Here is a 17090-nt window from a genome sequence, read left to right as displayed (position 1 = left end):
CCGCACTCTGCCCATCATGCCTTGTCACGCGGGTGCGGCGGCCTGGCGTTCCACGCTGTGAGAGCGTTCCTACTGGTCCAGACCACTGGCGAGGGCCAGCGCGGCGCGGACCTCCGCCTCCCCCGCCGGCAGCAGCGGCAGCCGCACGTCCGGGGTCGGGATGCGGCCCTGGGCGTGCAGCACGCCCTTGGTCACCGACGGGTTCGGCGCCGTGAAGGCGGACAGCGCCAGGCCGGTCAGCCGGTGCCCGAGCGCCCGCGCCCGCTCCACGTCCCCGGCCTGCCAGGCCTCGGCCAGCTCCACGAACCGGGCGGTCGCCATGTGCGAGGAGGCGAGGATGCCGCCGGCCGCGCCGAGCGCCAGCATCGGCGACAGGTAGGCGTCCTCGCCGGTGAGGAACGCGAACCCCTCGGGGGCGTCGGCGAGCAGCTCGGCGGCCGTCTGGTCGAGCCCGCCGGTCGCGTACTTGACGCCCACCACGCCGTCGATCGCGGCGAGTTCGCGCAGCGCGGCGGTGGAGAGCTGCTGCCCGGTGCGGTACGGGATGTGGTAGACGACCAGCGGCAGCGGGCTGCTCGCGGCCAGCGCCCGGAAGTGCGCGACCGTCCCGGCCTCGCCGGCCCGGACGAAGGACGGGGTGGTGACCAGCGCCGCCGCTCCCGGCACCTTCGCGCCGAGCGCGGCCAGCGCCTCGCCGACGGCCCGGGTGTCGCCGCCGGAGGCGCCGACCAGCAGCTGGGCCCCGCGCGCGGCGCAGGCCGCCGCCGCGACGTCCAGCACCGCGTCCCGTTCCTCGGCCGTCAGCGCGGCCGGTTCGCCGGTGGTGCCCAGGGCGCACAGTCCGGCCGCCCCGGCGTCCAGCACCTCGTGGGCGAGCTTCTCCAGCGCGTCCAGGGCGACCGAGCCGTCGGCGGCGAACGGGGTGATCAGGGGGACGTAGATGCCCTTGAGTTCCATGTCGACGATCCTGCGGCCGACCGATCGCCCAGGTCCAGTTCACATTTCCGACGCTTCTCGTAAGCTGAGCCGATGCTCGACGCCGGCTCTGGGCTACCCTGGGCCGATGCTGGACGTCCGACGCCTGCGCCTGCTGCGCGAACTCGCCCACCTCGGCACCATCGCGGCCGTCGCCGAGGCGCTCTCCTTCAGCCCCTCGGCGGTGTCCCAGCAGCTGTCCGTCCTGGAGAAGGAGGCGGGCGTCCCGCTGCTGGAGCGCACCGGGCGGCGGGTCACCCTCACTCCGGCCGGGCTCGGCCTGGTCCGGCACGCCGAGGCGGTGCTCGCCCTGCTGGAGCAGGCCGGCGCCGAACTCGCCCAGGCCAAGCGCGGGTTGGCCGGCCCGCTGCGGATCGGCACCTATCCGTCGGCGGCCCGCGCGATCATCCCCTCGGTGCTCGCGGAGCTGGCCGGCTGGCACCCGGGGCTGGAGCCGATGGTCACCGAGGTGGACCCGGCGGCCGTCGGCGCGGCCCTGCGGGCGGGTGAGCTGGACGTGGCGCTGGTGCACGAGTACGACCTCGTCCCGACCGACCCGGAGCCGGGTCTGGCGGTGACCCGCCCGGTCTTCACCGAGCCCATGTACCTGGCGGCCCGCACCCCCGGCACCCTCGCCGAGCAGCGCGGCGCGCCGTGGATCATGTCGCCGCCCGACACCCTCTGCCACACCATGGCGGTCCGCGCCTGCGAGGCGGCCGGCTTCGCGCCCCGCATCCGGCACCAGATCGACGACTTCACCACCGTGCTGGCCCTGGTGGCCGCCGGCCAGGGCGTCGCCCTGGTCCCCCACCTGGGCGCGGCCGCTCCCCCGCCCGGCGTCGTCCTCACCCGCCTGCCGATGTACCGCCGCACCCGGGCGGCCTTCCGCGCCGGCGCCGGCTCCCACCCGGCCATCTCGGCCTTCGTCTCGGCGCTGCACACGGCGGTGCCACCGGGCCTGGGCAGCGGCGCCTGAGAACGCGGGGGGCCCGGGGCCCCGGCACGGCCGGCACGGCACCCCTGGCCCCTCGAAGGCCCCGCACCCGCGGCTACACCGCCAGGCAGCTCGGCCCGAGCAGCTGCTTCAGGTCCCCGAACAGCGCCGGGTCCGACTTCACCCGGTGCCGGTCCAGCCGCAGCACCGTCGTCTTGTTGCGGCTCTCCAGCCGCACCCGCACCTCGGTGCTCCCCCGGTGGCTCCCCAGCACCTCGCCGAGCCGGGCCACCAGCGGCGGGGTGACCTTCCCGCTCGGGATGTTGATGATGATCGGCGCGTCCGCGTGCGCGTTGGAGAGGTCCGGGACGGAGAGCTCCATGCCCATCAGCCGCGGCACGTCCTCCCGCTTGTCCAGCTTGCCGCGCACGAACACGACCGCGTCCTCGACCAGTTGCGAGGACACCAGCTGGTAGCTGGCCGGGAAGAACATGCAGTCGATCGAGCCCGCCAGGTCCTCGACGGTCGCGATCGCCCAGGCGTTGCCCTGCTTGGTCATCTTCCGCTGGAGGCCCGAGATGATGCCGCCGATGGTGACGATCGTCCCGTCCGGCCGCTCCGCGAGGTCGGCGACCGCGCAGTCCGCCTTGTCGGCGAGCACGTGCTCGATGCCGTGCAGCGGGTGCGAGGAGACGTACAGGCCGAGCATCTCCCGCTCCTGGGTGAGCAGGAAGGACTTCTCCCACTCCTCCTCGGAGAACACGACGTCCAGCCCGAAGCTCGGCTCGTCCGCCGTGGCGTCGCCGCCGAAGAGGTCGAACTGCCCCTCGGCCTCCTTGCGCTTCACCCCGACGACGTTGTCGATCATCGGCTCGAACTGCGCGCTCAGCCCCTTGCGGGTGTGCCCGAGCGAGTCGAAGGCCCCCGCCTTGATCAGCGATTCGACGGTCCGCTTGTTGCAGACCACCGACTCCACCTTGTCCAGGAAGTCCGGGAACGACGCGAACTTCCCCTTCGCCTTCCGGGTCCGGATCATCGAGTCGACCACCGGCCCACCGACGTTGCGGATGGCGGTGAGGCCGAAGCGGACCAGGGTGTCACCGTGCGGGGTGAAGTCCGAGTCCGACTCGTTGACGTCCGGCGGCAGCACCTGGATGCCCATCTTGCGGCACTCGTTGAGGTAGACCGCGGACTTGTCCTTGTCGTCCTTGACGGAGGTGAGCAGCCCGGACATGTACTCGGCCGGGTAGTTGGCCTTGAGGTAGGCCGTCCAGTACGAGACCAGCCCGTACCCGGCGGTGTGCGCCTTGTTGAACGCGTAGCCGGAGAAGGGGACCAGGACGTCCCACACGGCCTGGATCGCCGCGTCGGAGTAGCCGCGCTCGCGGCAGCCCTTCTGGAAGGGGACGAACTCCGCCTCCAGGATCTCCTTCTTCTTCTTGCCCATGGCCCGGCGCAGCAGGTCGGCCTGGCCGAGCGAGTAGCCGGCCAGGATCTGCGCGGCCTTCTGCACCTGCTCCTGGTAGACGATCAGGCCGTACGTCGGCCGGAGCACCTCCTCCAGGGGCTTCTCCAGCTCCGGGTGGATCGGGGTGATGTCCTGCTGCCCGTTCTTGCGCAGCGCGTAGTTCGTGTGGGAGTTGACGCCCATCGGGCCCGGGCGGTACAGCGCGAGGACGGCGGAGATGTCCTCGAAGTTGTCGGGCTTCATCAGCCGCAGCAGCGAGCGCATGGGGCCGCCGTCGAGCTGGAAGACGCCGAGCGTGTCGCCGCGGGCGAGGAGTTCGTAGGTCGGCTTGTCGTCGAGCGGCAGCTTGAGCAGCTCGATCTTCTCGCCCTTGTTCTTCTCGATCGCCTTGACGGCGTCGTCCATGATCGTCAGGTTGCGCAGGCCGAGGAAGTCCATCTTGAGAAGGCCGAGGCCCTCACAGGTCGGATAGTCGAACTGCGTGATGGTGACGCCGTCGGTGTGCCTGGTCCAGACCGGGATGTGGTCGGTCAGCGGCTCGGCGGACATGATGACGCCGGCCGCGTGCACCCCGGGCTGGCGGATCAGGCCCTCGATGCCGCGCGCGGTGTCGATGACCTTCTTGACGTCCGGGTCGCTCTCGTACAGGCCGCGGATCTCGCCGGCCTCGCCGTAGCGCGGGTGCGAGGAGTCGGTGATGCCGGACAGCGGGATGCCCTTGCCCATGACGTCCGGCGGCATCGCCTTGGTGATCCGGTCGCCCATCGCGTACGGGTAGCCGAGGACCCGGGAGGAGTCCTTGATGGCGGCCTTCGCCTTGATGGTGCCGTACGTGACGATCATGGCGACCTTGTCGGAGCCCCACTTCTCCGTCACGTAGCGGATCACGTCGCCGCGCCGGCGCTCGTCGAAGTCGATGTCGACATCGGGCATGGAGATGCGCTCGGGGTTGAGGAAGCGCTCGAAGATCAGGCCGTGCGGGATGGGGTCGAGGTCGGTGATGCCCATCGCGTAGGCGACCAGCGAGCCGGCCGCCGAACCACGGCCGGGGCCCACCGCGATGCCCTGGCTCTTGGCCCACATGATGAAGTCGGCGACCACGAGGAAGTACGCCGGGAACCCCATCTGGATGATGGTGTCCATCTCGTACTCGGCGAGCTTCTTGTGCTCCTCGTCGTACCCGCCCGGGAAGCGCCAGTCCATGCCCTCCCAGACCTTGGACTTGAAGAAGTCCGCCTCGGACTCGAAGCCCTCCGGGATCGGGAAGCGGGGCATCAGGTTCTTGAACTTGAACATGCCCTCGGTGTCGACCCGGGAGGCGACCAGGAGCTGGCTGTTGCGGCAGCCCTCCTGCCAGGCGTCCGAGGAGTCCAGCGCGTACATCTCGGCGGCGGACTTGATGTAGTAGCCGGTGCCGTCGAAGCGGAAGCGGTCCGGGTCGGAGAGGTTCTTGCCGGTCTGGACGCACAGCAGGAGGTCGTGCGCGCCGGCGTCGGCCTCGGTGGTGTAGTGCGAGTCGTTGGTGACGACCGGGGGGATTCCCAGCTTCTTGCTGATCTCCAGCAGCCCGTCGCGGACCCGCTTCTCGATGTCGAGACCGTGGTCCATCAGCTCCAGGAAGTAGTTCTCCTTGCCGAAGATGTCCTGGTAGTCGGCGGCGGACTTCAGCGCCTCGTCGAACTGGCCGAGGCGCAGCCGGGTCTGCACCTCGCCGGAGGGGCAGCCGGTGGTGGCCATCAGGCCGCCGGACAGGTCGGAGATCAGCTCCTTGTCCATCCGGGGCCACTTCACCAGCCAGCCCTCGGCGTAGGAGCGCGAGGTCAGCTTGAAGAGGTTGTGCAGGCCCTCCTTGTCGCGGGCCCAGATGGTCTTGTGGGTGTACGCGCCGGACGCGGAGACGTCGTCCCGCTTCTGGTGCGGCTGGCCCCACAGGACGCGCTTGGTGTTCGAGCGGGACTCCGGGGCGACGTACGCCTCGATGCCGATGACGGGGGTGATGCCCGCGGCGGTGGCCTGCTTGTGGAACTCGGCGGCGCCGTACATGTTGCCGTGGTCGGTCATGGCGACATGGGTCTGACCGAGGCGCTCGACCTCCTTGAACATCTGCTTCAGCCGGGCGGCACCGTCCAGCATCGAGTACTCGGTGTGGACGTGCAGATGCGCGAACGGCTGATCGCTCAAGGCGGGGCCTCCGGAGGCTCTGGTGCTGGTCTGGTGGGCCGGCGAACGTGCAGGTCACAGGGGATGCCCCTGGAAATGGATGTGGCCCGGAGCACCTCTCGGGGTCCGGACCATCACTCACACGTTCACCCGTCTACTCTAGCCCCCTTCGCGCGGCTTCCCTCGCCTCGGCGGCGGCGCCCCAGGCCGGCCCGGCGAGTCGCGCTCCGGCCGCTTCCCGGACCTCGGGCGACTCCAGCGGATCGTCCCGCAGGTGGGCCAGGCGCTCCGGCAGGCCGGGGCGGTCGGGGGCGTGCGCGACGGCGAGGAGACGGGCCTCGGCCTGGCAGTCCCAGAGCGATTCGACGTACGCCTCGTCCAGCCCGGCGGGATCGATGGCGGCCAGTGCCCTGAGGTAGGCGGGGCGCTCGTAGGGGTGCGGGGTGCGCACCCAGAAGCGGCGCAGGAGGGGGACGGCCCCGGCGGCCTCGGGTCCCTGGCGGGCCAGGCCCCGCGCCATGATCATCGGACCGCACCAGGCGCGGTCCGCCCAGTCCCGCTCCAGCCGGGCGAGGAGCCCCGGGACGTCCCGGGGCTCCCCGTGCTCGGCCAGCACCCGCAGGCCCTCCCAGGCCAGCCAGCGGGTGTCCGAGGCGGCCCACGCCCGGGCGGCGGGCATGGCGTGGGCGCCGAGCTTCGCCAGGAGGCCGGTCACCAGCGGCAGGGAGTGCCTGCCGTCCGCCGTGCCGAGGGACGGGACGAGCGGGACCAGACCGGGCTCCGGGTCGCGGTCGTGGTGGAGGACGTACATGGCGTCCGTCCTGCGGTCCTCGGATCCGGTGGCGATCGCCTCCAGGAGTTCCGCGTTCGTCAGCCCGGCCAGCGGGTGGGGCTTCGGGGGTCTGCGTTCCGGGGTGGGGACGGCGATGCCCCAGTGCTCCCAGGCCTTCGCCCAGGGCGTCGGGTCGTCGCCGTCCGCGAGGCGCGCCCGGGCGACACCGGCCAGGTCCTCCCACCAGTCCACCGGCCAGCGGGCGGAGACGGACTCCAGGACGGGCAGCCACCGCCCGCCGTCGCGGATGTACGCCCGCAGGATGTCCCGGGCCTCGGCGGAGCCGGCGAGGGCCAGCAGTTCGAGGATGCCGGCGACCTCCTCGGCGTCGTGGTCCTCGGCGGTGGCCAGGGCCGCGGCGACCGGGGCGAGCGGGAGGGCGAGGTCCCGGAGCAGGCGGGCGAGGTAGACGCGGTGCTCGTCGACCAGCCAGTCCCAGCGCCAGTCCGTACGGACGCAGGCGTAGACGGCGTCGGCGGCGGCGGTGGGGTCGGCGGCGGCCTGCAGGGCGCCGAGGCCCCGGCCGCGCTGGAGCAGGCCGAGGAGGGTGTCCACCGAGCGGTAGGAGTGGCTGTCCGTGTCCTCAGGCATGCCGGGCCAGTCGGGTCGCGGCGGCCTCACGGACCCCCGGGTCCTCGATCGGGTCGTCGCGGAGCTCGGCGATCCGGCGCAGCGCGTCGGGGCGGCCGGGGGCGTGCCCGACGGCGAGGAGCCGGGCGTCCGGTTCGCAGTCCCAGAGCGACTCGACGTAGGCCTCGGCCAGGCCGGGGGCTCCGATCGCCGCCAGCGCCTCCAGGTAGGCGGGGCGCTCGTACGAGTGCGGGGTGGCGAGCCAGAAGCGGCGCAGCAGGGAGACGGCCTCGGCCGCCTTCGGGCCGAACCGGGCCAGCCCGCGGGCGAGAACGTCCGGGCCGCACCAGGTCCGCTCCACCCAGTGCTGCTCCAACGCGGCGACGAGGGCGGGGATGTCGCGCTCGTCGCCGTGGGCGGCGAGGGCGCCCGACCCGAGGTCGGCGAGCCACGGCCGCTCCGATGCCGCCCACTCCCGGGCCGCCGGGACGGCTTGCTCCGCGAGTCCCTCGACGACCCTCCCCAGGGACGGCAGCGGTCGGGTGCCGTCGGCGGCACCGAGGCGGGGCACCAGCGGGAGCAGCGCGGGCTCGGGCGGCCGGAGCGACAGCGCGCGGAGGGCGGTCGCCTTGGCGTCCTCGGGGGCTTCCGGGTCGCGCAGCAGGGCGAGCAGGCCGGCGTTGTCCAGGTCCGGGTGGGGATCCGATCGTTTCGCGGGGTGGCGCGCGATCGGCCCGCATTCCTCCGGGGTGTCGCGCGGCAGGGCCGCCCGGGCTTCCGCCGAGCCGCCGAGCGCCAGCGGTTCCAGCACGTCGAGGGCCCGCCGGCGGGTGTCCTCGTCCCCGGCGAGCAGCTCGATCACCGGGCCGAGGGGAAGTTCCGAGTCCCGGATCAGCCGGGCGAGGTAGAGGTGCCGGGAGTCGACCTGCCGGTCCCAGCGCCACTCCCGGCGGACACAGCCGTAGACCAGGTCGGCGACCGAGGAGCGGTCCTCGGCGGCGATCAGCGCGCCCTGGCCCCGGCCGCGCTGGAGGAGGCCGGGGAGGGTGGTCGTCGGCGCGTAGTGGTCGGAGTGCATGGCGTCCATGGTGCCCCGAGGGCCCCGGCGCCCGGGCGGCGGGGCACGGGCGGCGGGGCACGGGCGGCGGGGCACGGCGGTCCCGCGCGGGGAGTCGGCCCGGCCGACTTCCCGCGCACGGCCGCACCCCGACGGCATGATGTGCCCGTGACGACCAGCGCAGACCTGCACCCGGACCGGCTGCCCGGCTACGACGGCGGCCCTCTCGCCCACCTTCCCGAGGTCCTCGACGAGCCCCACTTCTGGCTGGGCCACCTCTACCCCTGCTTGCAGGGCAAGAGGGCCAGGAGGCTCCTCATCGGCGCGGACCACGCCTCGAACAGGTTCCACCGCCGGCTGTCCGAACGCGCGGACTGGCCCACCTTCACCGTCCCGGTCACCGGCGGCCGCCTGTACGTCGTCTACCGCAACGACGAGGAGGCCCCGGGCACCGACTACCTGCTGCACCACCCCGACTGGGACCGCGCCGAGCTGCTCGCACGGGACGACGTCCACCTCATGGGCCCCGGCCTGTCCTGGTCCGAGCTGGCGTCCGCCGCCGACAACGGCCTGGACGGCGGCAGCACCACCGACGCCGACAGCCGCCTGCTCCTCCTGCTGCCCGCGTTCGCGGACGCGGACGCACCCGCCACGGCCGTCGAGCGCCTGGCGGCCGCGCTGCGCGCCCGGACCGCCGTCGAGAGGCCCGAACTGCTCGCGGCGGCCATGCTGGAGGGCCACGGCCACTACGGCCCGACGAACTGGACGACGACCGGCGAAGGCCACCGGATCAACGACGGCCGCTACTCCTTCCGCAATCCCGCCAAGGGCTTCGCCCTCTCGGCGGACCGCCTCGCCCGGGTGACGTCAGCACTGTCGTGATCGCCCCCGTCCCCCGATCGGGCGATCCTCGATCCCTGCGCGGGAAGTCGGCCCAGCAGACTTCCCGCGCTCCCGGCTCCCGGCGACGGACGACTACCGCCGCACCGGCCGGGGTTCGCCGTACCGCTCCTCGAACTCCGCGTCGCCGAGCGCCCCGAGCTGCTCGGCGGTGAGCTGCCCCGTCATCAGGTCGCTGAAGTAGGGCGGCAGAGCGGCGGTGCGCAGGGAGTCGGTCATCGGGCCGGGCACGATGTGGACCTCGGTCTCGACCCGGCCGTCGGGGTGCAGCGTGTAGGTGCGGTAACCGGGGCCCTCGAAGGCGCGGTTGGGCGGGTCGATGCTCATGAACGTGGACGGGCAGACGTGGACCGGGCGCCCCTCGAACTCGCCGCCGAGGTCGCCGTGCAGGTGGCCCGCTCCGATCGCCCGGATCTTGGGGAAGTCCCGTACCAGAGCGGCGAGTTCGCCGTCCACCCGGCCGGCCGGGGCGATCTCGGGCAGCGGCGGCTGGTGGAGCCAGAGGAAGACGTGGTCCGCACGGGTGGCCGTCAGGATCGCGCGGGCGCGCGCCTCCTCCACCGGGGTGAGGCCCGGGTGCGAGGCCCGGTGCACCCGGTCGTCCCGGTCGCGGTAGGTGCCGTCGGCCGAGGCTTCGCGCCCGTGGGCGTTGCTGTCGAGGAGCAGCATCAGCCAGTTCCCGACCTGGACGGCGGGCTCCAGGTGCACGTTGGGACGGGGCAGGACGGCCTGGAGCGGCTCCTGGCTGTCGTGGTTGCCCGCGAGGCAGTAGACCGGGGTGGGCAGCGCGCCGAGCGCCTCGCCGAGCCGCTCGTACGAGGCGGGTTCGCCGAGGTCCGCCAGGTCCCCGGTGGCGACCACCACCGCGGACTCCTGGATCGCCCGCGCCGCGTGGGCGAGCACCGCCGCGAGACCGTCCTGGGGCTCGTGGGCGACGAACGACCGGGCGCCGGGGGCGTCACGGAAGTGCAGGTCGGAGATCTGGACGATGCCGATGGTGTCCGGGGCGGTGGCGCCCACCTGGTGATTCATGCGGCCCTCACGGTGCGGTTCTGACCACGGGGGGCGTGGTCGGGTGCCGCCGACACTAGGAAAGTGGCACAACTGCCACATGGCAGTTGTGTGAATTCCCGTCGAGCACTCGCCGACGGAGTTCCCCGCGCGCGGCGACTCACCGCCACTCACGGCGACTCGTAGCGCGCGACGAGCGCGGCACCGTCCTCCGCCTCCAGCACCACCCCGAACTCCTCCTCCAGCAGCCCGGGCAGCTCCGCCGCCGCCACCCGGCGCTTCTCCTCGGTGAAGTCCGGCAGGCGCCGGCGGAGTTCCGTGTCGCGCAGGGCCAGCCGCCGGTCGGCCGCCGGCCTCTGCGCCAGCAGCCTGCGGTGGAACGGCGAGAGGGCATGGGTCGAGGTGAAGTGGCTGGTCACGGTGAAGTCGATCGGGAAGCGCGGCTCGACCCCGATCGCGTAGAGGTCGAACCAGCCGTCCCGCCCCAGCCGCCGCAGCACCAGCGGTCCGGCCGCGCCCGGGGTCGGGCCCTCCTCCCGGACCAGCCCGTACGTCCAGCCGGACTGCCGCACGACCTCGCCCGCACGCAGCCGCAGCGGCTCCAGGAGGCATTCGGCGCCGAAGCCGACGTCGCTGAACCACTCCTCGCCCCCGACCTCCACCCGCAGCGAGTAGTGCGTCGCCGGACGGAGCCGGTCCTCGCCCACCCGGACGCGGGACGCCGTCGCGGTGAAGGTGAAACCGATCGCGTCCAGGGCCGCCGCGTAGAGCAGGGTCTGCTCGCAGCAGGTACCCCCGCGACGCCCCCGGACCATCTTGGCCTGGAGGGACTCCAGGTCGAGCCGGACGGGCCGGCCCAGGACGACCTCCAGGTTCTCGAAGGCGAGCGCGGTGACGTGGGCGGCGTGCAGCGCCCGCAGCACCTCCGGCGTCGGCTCCCGTTCGCCCTCGTACCCGGTCCGTGCCAGATAGGCGTCGAGGTCCAGCCGGTCCCCACCCCACACGGAACCGACCGGTCTGTCCATGTGATCCTCCTCGGACGAACCACACCCCAACGGCCCCACGCCTACCCGTCCGGCGGAGCCCGACACCCCGGCGGCGCCGAGGAGACCTCGCGGTCCGGCTGTGCCACAGTGCCGGCAGCCGTCCTCGCCTTCACCGAGGGAGCAGGAACCCATGCCGGAGCTGTTCGACGCCATGCGGCCGCCGCCCGCGGCCGCCGCCCACCACCGGGCGCGGGGCTGGTGGCGCGACGGGACCTTCCTGGACGACCTGCGCGACGCCGTCGAGCAGGTGCCCGACCAGCGCGTCCTCATCAGTCACCGGGCGGACGACGACCGGACGACCACGCTCACCGTCACCGACCTCGCCGACCGGGTGGAACGGTCCGCCGCCGCACTGCACGGCATCGGCGTACGGCCCGGCGAGGTGGTGGCCTTCCAGCTGCCCGACCGCTGGGAGCCGGCGGTGCTCACGCTCGCCTGCTGGCGGGTCGGCGCGGTGACCATGCCGGTCTCCCTGCGGTTCGGCCGACGCGAGGTGGGCCGGATGCTCGCCTCGACCGCAGCGGTCCTGCTCGTCACCACCGACCGTGACCCCGGCCCGGAGCACATCGAGGCCCTCGCCCGACTCGCCGACGGCCTGCCGGCCCTGCGCCACCACGCGGTCCGACCGCTACCCACCGTCGACGGCTGACCGAACGGCCGCCTCCCGAGTGGCGAACCACCGCCCGCAAGGAGATGGTGACCGGCAGGGACCCCTCACCAGAAAGGGCGATCATGCCCGAAGTCACCTCCCCGTACGCGACCGGCACCCCGTGTTGGGTGGGCCTGATGGCCGGGGACCACCTGGCCGCGCTCGACTTCTACCGCGACCTGCTGGGCTGGCAGGGCCAACCCGGGCCGGCCGAGTTCGGCGGCTACGCCGTCTGCGAGCTCGACGGCAAGCCCGTGGCCGGCATCGGCCCGACCATGGACCCGGCGGAGCCGACCGTCTGGACCGGCTATCTGGCCACCACGGACGCCCAGGCCACCCAGGACGCGATCGTCGGCGCCGGCGGCACCCTGATCGCGCCGGTCATGGACGTCGGCGACCTGGGCCGGATGCTGATCGCCGCCGACCCGCAGGGCGCGGTGTTCGGCGTCTGGCAGCCGGGCGTGTTCTCCGGCGCCAAGGTCGTCAACGAGCCCGGCGCGGTGATCTGGAACGAGCTGCACACCAGCGACGCCGAGGCCGCCACCGCCTTCTACGGCGAGGCGTTCGGCATCGAGTTCAAGCGGGTCGAGGGGGACGTCGAGTACTGGGAGCTGCGCGTCGGAGACCGTCCGGTGGGCGGCGCCACGCTGCTCGCCAACGATCCGCCCGGCACCCCGGCCCACTGGCTGACCTACTTCGCGGTCGACGACGTCGACTCCACCGTGGACGCCCTGATCAAGCGCAACGGCACCGTCCTCGTGCCGCCCTTCGACATGGCGGAGGGCCGGATGACCGTCGTCACCGACCCGCAGGGCGCCCTGTTCGCCATGATCAAGCACGAGCCGAGGTAGCCCAGCTCGTCACCCGAGCCGCCCGCCCGGACCCCGTCCGGGCGGGCGGTCCACGGTCCGCCCCCGCTCACCGCGTCAGTCGTCCAGCTCCGCCAGGAAGTCCAGCGAGGCCGCCCAGGCCCGCTCCGCCGCCTGCTCGTCGTAGTCCGGCAGCTCCGGGTCGGTGAACAGGTGCCCGGCGCCCCGGTAGCGGTGCACCTCCACCTCGGCCCCGGCCCGCCGCATCCGCAGGTACCAGGCGTTCAGCCAGTCCTCCGGCTCGAACGGGTCCGGCTCGGCGATGTGCAGCTGGACGGGGATCTCGGTGGCCGCGTCCTCCCGCAGGTCGGAGGTGCCGTGCAGGAGCAGCAGCCCGCGCGCCTTCTCGTCGGCCAGCGCCAGGTTCTGCGCCACCGCGCCGCCGAGCGAGAAACCGGCGTACACCAGCCCGCCCTCGGAGACCGGCGCGGACGCCGTCACCGCCCGCCGCAGCAGCTCGTCACGGCCGCCGAGCTCCTCCTGGAACTCCTGCGCCTCCTCGACGGACTCGAAGGTCCGCCCGTCGAACAGGTCCGGCGTGTGCACGGTGTGCCCGGCGGCGCGCAGCCGGTCGGCGGCGGCGCGCACGGCGGGCCGCAGCCCGTAGGCGGAATGGAAGAGGACGATCTGGGCCACGGTTCGGGTCCTTCACCAGGGAGATCACGGGGAGGTCAGCTACCCACCCATGATCCCGCATCCCCGCTCGGGCCCTACGACACCACGTCCTTGCGCGCGAAACCCCGGAACGCCAGCGCCAGCAGCACCACCGAGTACGAGAGCGACAGCGAGACGCCCTGCACCATCCCGCCCCACTCCAGCTGTGGCTGCAGGGCGTCCGCCCAGGCGTACTGCCAGTGCGCCGGCAGCCACTCCCGCAGGTCGCCCAGCGCGGTGACGGCGTCCAGCACCCCGGTGACGATCGACGCGAACACCGCGCCGCCCACCGCGCCCAGCGGCGCGTCCGTCGCCGTGGAGAGCCAGAACGCCAGCGCCGCGATCACGATCTCGCCGAGGAACACGAAGGCCACCGCGATGGCGATCCGGGGCAGCGCCTCCCCGGCCGGCAGGCTGACCCCGGCGGGCAGCTTGAGGTCCCCCCAGCCGTACGCGGCCGTGCCGACGACCAGCCCGATCGCGGGCAGCATCACCACCGCCACCGCCGAGAACGCCAGCCCGACGACGAACTTGCGGGCCAGCAACCGCGCCCGGGGCACCGGCGCGGCCAGCAGGTAGCGCAGCGAGGACCAGCTGGCCTCGGAGGCGACGGTGTCCCCGCAGAACAGCGCGACCGGGATGACCAGCATGAAGCCGGTGCCGACGAACAGCATGGTGACCGCGAAGTTGGCCCCCGAGGCGGTGGCCAGCTCGATGAAGCTGGTCCGGTCCGGACGGCCCGGGGTGCCGCCGATCTGGAACGCGGCCAGCAGCACGAACGGCATGGCGGCCAGCACCCCGCCGATCACCATCGTGCGGCGCCGCCGCAGCTGGCGCATCGCCTCCACGCGCAGCGGCAGCGTCCGGCTCGCCCGGTACCCCTCCGCGTGGTCCGCCGACTCGGCGCGGTCCGCAGGAACGACGCTCACGCTCCACCTCCGATCAACGACAGGAACGCGTCCTCCAGCCGCCGCTGCGGCCCGGCGCTCTCCACCGGCACTTCCAGCCGCACCAGCTCGGCCAGCAGCTCGCGGGCCGTCAGTCCGTCCAGGCGCACCAGCAGCCCGCCCTCGACGGCCTCCGCCGCGCCGACCCCGGCCAGCGCGGCCACCTTCTCGACCACCGGCACCGGGTCGTACGGGCCGGCGACGCCGATCATCAGCAGCTCGCCGGCGCCCACGATGTCCCCGACCGGGCCGGCCGTGACCAGCCGCCCGCGGTCCATCACCACCAGGTCGGTGCAGCTCTGCTCGACCTCGGACAGCAGGTGGCTCGACACGATCACGGTCCGCCCGCCGGCCGCGTACCGGATCATCACCTCGCGCATCTCGCGGATCTGCGGCGGATCCAGCCCGTTGGTCGGCTCGTCCAGGATCAGCAGGTCCGGCATCCCGAGCATCGCCTGGGCGATCGCCAGCCGCTGCCGCATGCCCTGCGAGTACGTCCGCACCGCGCGGTCCAGCGCCTCGCCGAGTCCGGCGATGGCCAGCGCCTCGTCGAAGCGCGCGTCGGCCTCCGGGCGGCCGGTCGCCTGCCAGTACAGCCGCAGGTTGGCCCGCCCGGTGAGGTGCGGCAGGAAGCCGGCGCCCTCCACGAACGCCCCGACCCGCGACAGCACCGGCGCGCCGGGCCGCACCCGGTGCCCGAAGATCCGGATCTCCCCGGCGTCCGGCCGGATCAGCCCCATCAGCATCCGCAGCGTGGTGGTCTTGCCCGCGCCGTTCGGCCCGAGCAGTCCGAGCACCTGCCCCCGCTCCACCCGGAAGCCCAGCTCCCGTACCGCGTACCGGTCCTGCGAGCCCTTGTAGCGCTTGCTCAGGCCGCTGATCAGCAGTGGCACGGCGGCCAGCTCCGGATCGAACACGGGCCCGGCGACCGCCCGGCGGCGCCGCAGCCGGGGCACCAGCAGCAGGACGGCGGCCACCGCCACCGCCACCAGCGGCAGCACCCAGGTCCGCGAGGGCAGCGGCGCCGCCTCGGTGACCAGCTGCTCGACGGTCGGCGCGGTGAGCGCCCCGGCCGGAGCGATCCGGTAGGTGGCCGGCTCGGACGGCGAGGCGTACGCCAGGTCGGTGCTCGCCAGCACCAGCCGCAGCCGGTGCCCGGCCGGGAAGGTGTGGTCCACGGCCGGCAGCGCCACCGTGACGGTCTGTCCGGCGTCGGCGCCGGTGACCCGCAGCGGGGCCGCGAGCTGCTGCGGCAGCGTCTCCTTGCCGTCCGGCCCGACGTCGTACAGCTTCGCGAAGAGCACCGCGTCCGGCCGGTCCGCCCGCACCCGCACCGGAACGGTCGGCTGCCCGGTCAGGTGCAGCGGCGTGTCCAGCGGCGCCGAGTCGAAGGCGGCGTTCTGCCCGGGGAAGTCCAGCGACAGCCCGGCGCCCAGCGAGGCCGCCTGGCTGAGCGCGCCGATGCCCGGCAGCGTCGAGATCCCGGGCGGCGCGCCGCCGGGCGGGTTGGCGATCGTCTTCTCCCCGCCCGCCAGCTCGACGGTCCGCGAGCCCGTGCCGCCCAGCCCCGGGTACCGGTCGGCGGTCGCCCCGCGCAGGACGGCCTGGAAGCCGGTCGAGTCGACCCCGCCGGTACGGGTGACGCGGAACCCGGGTCCGGTGTCGTTGCCGATCCCCTTCAAGTAGTGGTCGAACCAGGCCGTCACCCGGTCGTCGACCCGGGCGCTGGTGTCCGTCCCGCCGTCGTGGCCTCCGGCGAACCAGTCCACCGCGACCGGCGCGCCGTTGGCGGCCACCGCCCGGGCGATCTCGTCCCCCTGGTCCAACGGGAACAGCGAGTCCTGCTGCCCCTGCACCACCAGCGTGGGCTTCGTGAGCCGGTCCGCGACCGCGGACGGGCTGGAGCGGTCCAGCAGCGCGACGGCCTCCGGGTCGGCGTGCCCGGCGGTGGCGACCCGGTCGTACATCTGGCAGAGCGACTCCAGGAACCGCCCGCAGCCGACCGACGCCCCGTCCGCCTGGGAGCCGTCCGCCGGGGAGCCGTCCGCCGGGGGCTTGGTGCCGCCGCCCTCCCGCGGGGCCCCGCCCGAGGGTCCGAGGTCGCCGGCCGAGCCGGTGGTGAAGAAGATCCCGGCCCACAGCTTCTTGAACACGCCGTCGGCCGCGTCCGAGCCCCGGACGCCCTGCGGGAACAGCGCGTCGGCCAGGTTCCACCAGGTGATCTGGGTGGCCACCGCGTCGATCCGGGGGTCGTACGCGGAGGCCAGCAGTGAGACCGCCCCGCCGTACGAGGCGCCGGTGATGCCGACCTTCGGGTCGCCTGGTGCGTCCAGCCGCACCTCGGGCCGCTGGGCCAGCCAGTCCACCAGGTGCTTGACGTCCTCGACCTCGCGGTCCGGCGCGTTCAGCCCGATCTTTCCGCCCGAGTGCCCGAAGCCGCGCGCCGACCAGGTCAGCACCGCGTACCCCTGCCGGGCCAGTTGCTCGGCCCGCTCGCGCTCGCCCTCCTTGGAGCCGCCGAAGCCGTGCGCCAGCAGCACCGCCGGGCGCGGACCGCCGCCGGGGGTGGTGAAGAAGGAGGTGTCCAGCTGGATCTGCTGGGTGCTGCCGGGCGTCTCCGGCATGCTGAGGAAACGGTCCTCCTGGTGAACGGCCTGCTCACCGCCGGACGCCATCGTCGCGGTACCGGCCGCGGCCACCGCCGCCAGGGCCACCGCCCCCGCCAGCACCCTGCGTCTGACCGTCGTACCCCGGGCGCGCCAGCGACGCCATGCCCCACCGAACTCCATGGCCGTTGATCGTATCCGCCGCCCGGGTAGGCGTCCGATAAAGCCACCGCCCCACGGCCACGGAACACGGTTCCCCGCACCCCGCCGGGGGCGCGGGGAGGGAGTCGGAACGGCGGGGCGCCCCCCCGCGGGCCCCCCCCCCCAAACCCAAAAACAACCAGTGTCATATAAAAAAAATACGCAGCCGACGAGTTTTGGGGTGTTTATATAGGGGGTGGGCGGGTGAATA

General features: G+C 73.5%; 13 protein-coding genes. 4 read left to right on the top strand and 9 right to left on the bottom strand.

The window, feature by feature from the left end; translation table 11 throughout:
* Positions 1 to 69: 69 nt before the first annotated feature.
* A complete protein-coding gene (locus ACFRAR_RS13495; protein WP_380697964.1) occupies positions 70 to 957 on the bottom strand; it encodes a dihydrodipicolinate synthase family protein in 888 nt (295 codons plus the stop codon).
* Positions 958 to 1063: 106 nt separating this feature from the next.
* Here ACFRAR_RS13495 and ACFRAR_RS13490 point away from each other — a divergent pair, with 106 nt between their 5' ends.
* Entirely contained in the window at positions 1064 to 1951 is an 888-nt protein-coding gene (locus ACFRAR_RS13490) for a LysR family transcriptional regulator (RefSeq protein ID WP_380697962.1), read from the top strand.
* A 73-nt stretch (positions 1952 to 2024) separates the two neighbouring features.
* On the opposite strand, the gene dnaE is transcribed toward ACFRAR_RS13490, so the two are convergent.
* From dnaE to ACFRAR_RS13475, 3 genes are all read right to left on the bottom strand, one after another.
* The gene (gene dnaE / locus ACFRAR_RS13485; protein WP_380697960.1) at positions 2025 to 5558 is read right to left on the bottom strand and encodes a DNA polymerase III subunit alpha; all 3534 of its coding nucleotides are present in this window, start codon (positions 5556 to 5558) and stop codon (positions 2025 to 2027) included.
* A 133-nt stretch (positions 5559 to 5691) separates the two neighbouring features.
* A complete protein-coding gene (locus ACFRAR_RS13480; RefSeq protein WP_380697958.1) occupies positions 5692 to 6960 on the bottom strand; it encodes a hypothetical protein in 1269 nt (422 codons plus the stop codon).
* Positions 6953 to 8017: a hypothetical protein gene (locus tag ACFRAR_RS13475; RefSeq protein WP_380697956.1), complete on the bottom strand. Its 1065-nt coding sequence runs from the start codon at positions 8015 to 8017 to the stop codon at positions 6953 to 6955. Before ACFRAR_RS13475 ends, ACFRAR_RS13480 begins: the two co-directional genes overlap by 8 nt.
* A gap of 147 nt (positions 8018 to 8164) precedes the next feature.
* On the opposite strand from ACFRAR_RS13475, the gene ACFRAR_RS13470 reads away from it, so the two are divergent.
* Positions 8165 to 8878 (top strand): hypothetical protein, encoded by a 714-nt coding sequence (locus ACFRAR_RS13470; RefSeq protein ID WP_380697954.1) that lies wholly within the window; start codon positions 8165 to 8167, stop codon positions 8876 to 8878.
* A gap of 93 nt (positions 8879 to 8971) precedes the next feature.
* Here the strand turns inward: ACFRAR_RS13470 and ACFRAR_RS13465 are convergent, their stop codons facing one another.
* Complete coding sequence (locus tag ACFRAR_RS13465; protein WP_380697952.1) at positions 8972 to 9928, bottom strand: metallophosphoesterase; 957 nt, start codon at positions 9926 to 9928, stop codon at positions 8972 to 8974.
* A gap of 149 nt (positions 9929 to 10077) precedes the next feature.
* Complete coding sequence (locus ACFRAR_RS13460; protein WP_380697950.1) at positions 10078 to 10932, bottom strand: arylamine N-acetyltransferase; 855 nt, start codon at positions 10930 to 10932, stop codon at positions 10078 to 10080.
* Positions 10933 to 11083: 151 nt separating this feature from the next.
* On the opposite strand from ACFRAR_RS13460, the gene ACFRAR_RS13455 reads away from it, so the two are divergent.
* Positions 11084 to 11602: an AMP-binding protein gene (locus ACFRAR_RS13455; protein ID WP_380697948.1), complete on the top strand. Its 519-nt coding sequence runs from the start codon at positions 11084 to 11086 to the stop codon at positions 11600 to 11602.
* Positions 11603 to 11685: 83 nt separating this feature from the next.
* Complete coding sequence (locus tag ACFRAR_RS13450; RefSeq protein WP_380697946.1) at positions 11686 to 12453, top strand: VOC family protein; 768 nt, start codon at positions 11686 to 11688, stop codon at positions 12451 to 12453.
* A gap of 75 nt (positions 12454 to 12528) precedes the next feature.
* Here the strand turns inward: ACFRAR_RS13450 and ACFRAR_RS13445 are convergent, their stop codons facing one another.
* The 3 genes from ACFRAR_RS13445 to ACFRAR_RS13435 all read right to left on the bottom strand — a co-directional run bounded on the left by ACFRAR_RS13445 (position 12529) and on the right by ACFRAR_RS13435 (position 16861).
* Positions 12529 to 13107: a dienelactone hydrolase family protein gene (locus ACFRAR_RS13445; protein WP_380697944.1), complete on the bottom strand. Its 579-nt coding sequence runs from the start codon at positions 13105 to 13107 to the stop codon at positions 12529 to 12531.
* A gap of 74 nt (positions 13108 to 13181) precedes the next feature.
* On the bottom strand, positions 13182 to 14054 hold the full coding sequence (locus tag ACFRAR_RS13440; RefSeq protein WP_380697942.1) for an ABC transporter permease: 873 nt from the start codon (positions 14052 to 14054) through the stop codon (positions 13182 to 13184).
* On the bottom strand, positions 14051 to 16861 hold the full coding sequence (locus ACFRAR_RS13435; protein WP_380697940.1) for an alpha/beta fold hydrolase: 2811 nt from the start codon (positions 16859 to 16861) through the stop codon (positions 14051 to 14053). The genes ACFRAR_RS13440 and ACFRAR_RS13435 overlap by 4 nt, the downstream gene beginning before the upstream one ends.
* Between the last annotated feature and the right edge of the window lie 229 nt (positions 16862 to 17090).

The sequence above is a fragment of the Kitasatospora sp. NPDC056651 genome, from assembly GCF_042792155.1.
Taxonomy (GTDB): Bacteria; Actinomycetota; Actinomycetes; order Streptomycetales; family Streptomycetaceae; genus Kitasatospora.
Note: the sequence above shows the minus strand (reverse complement) of the source record. Positions and strands in the feature narration are given on the sequence as shown.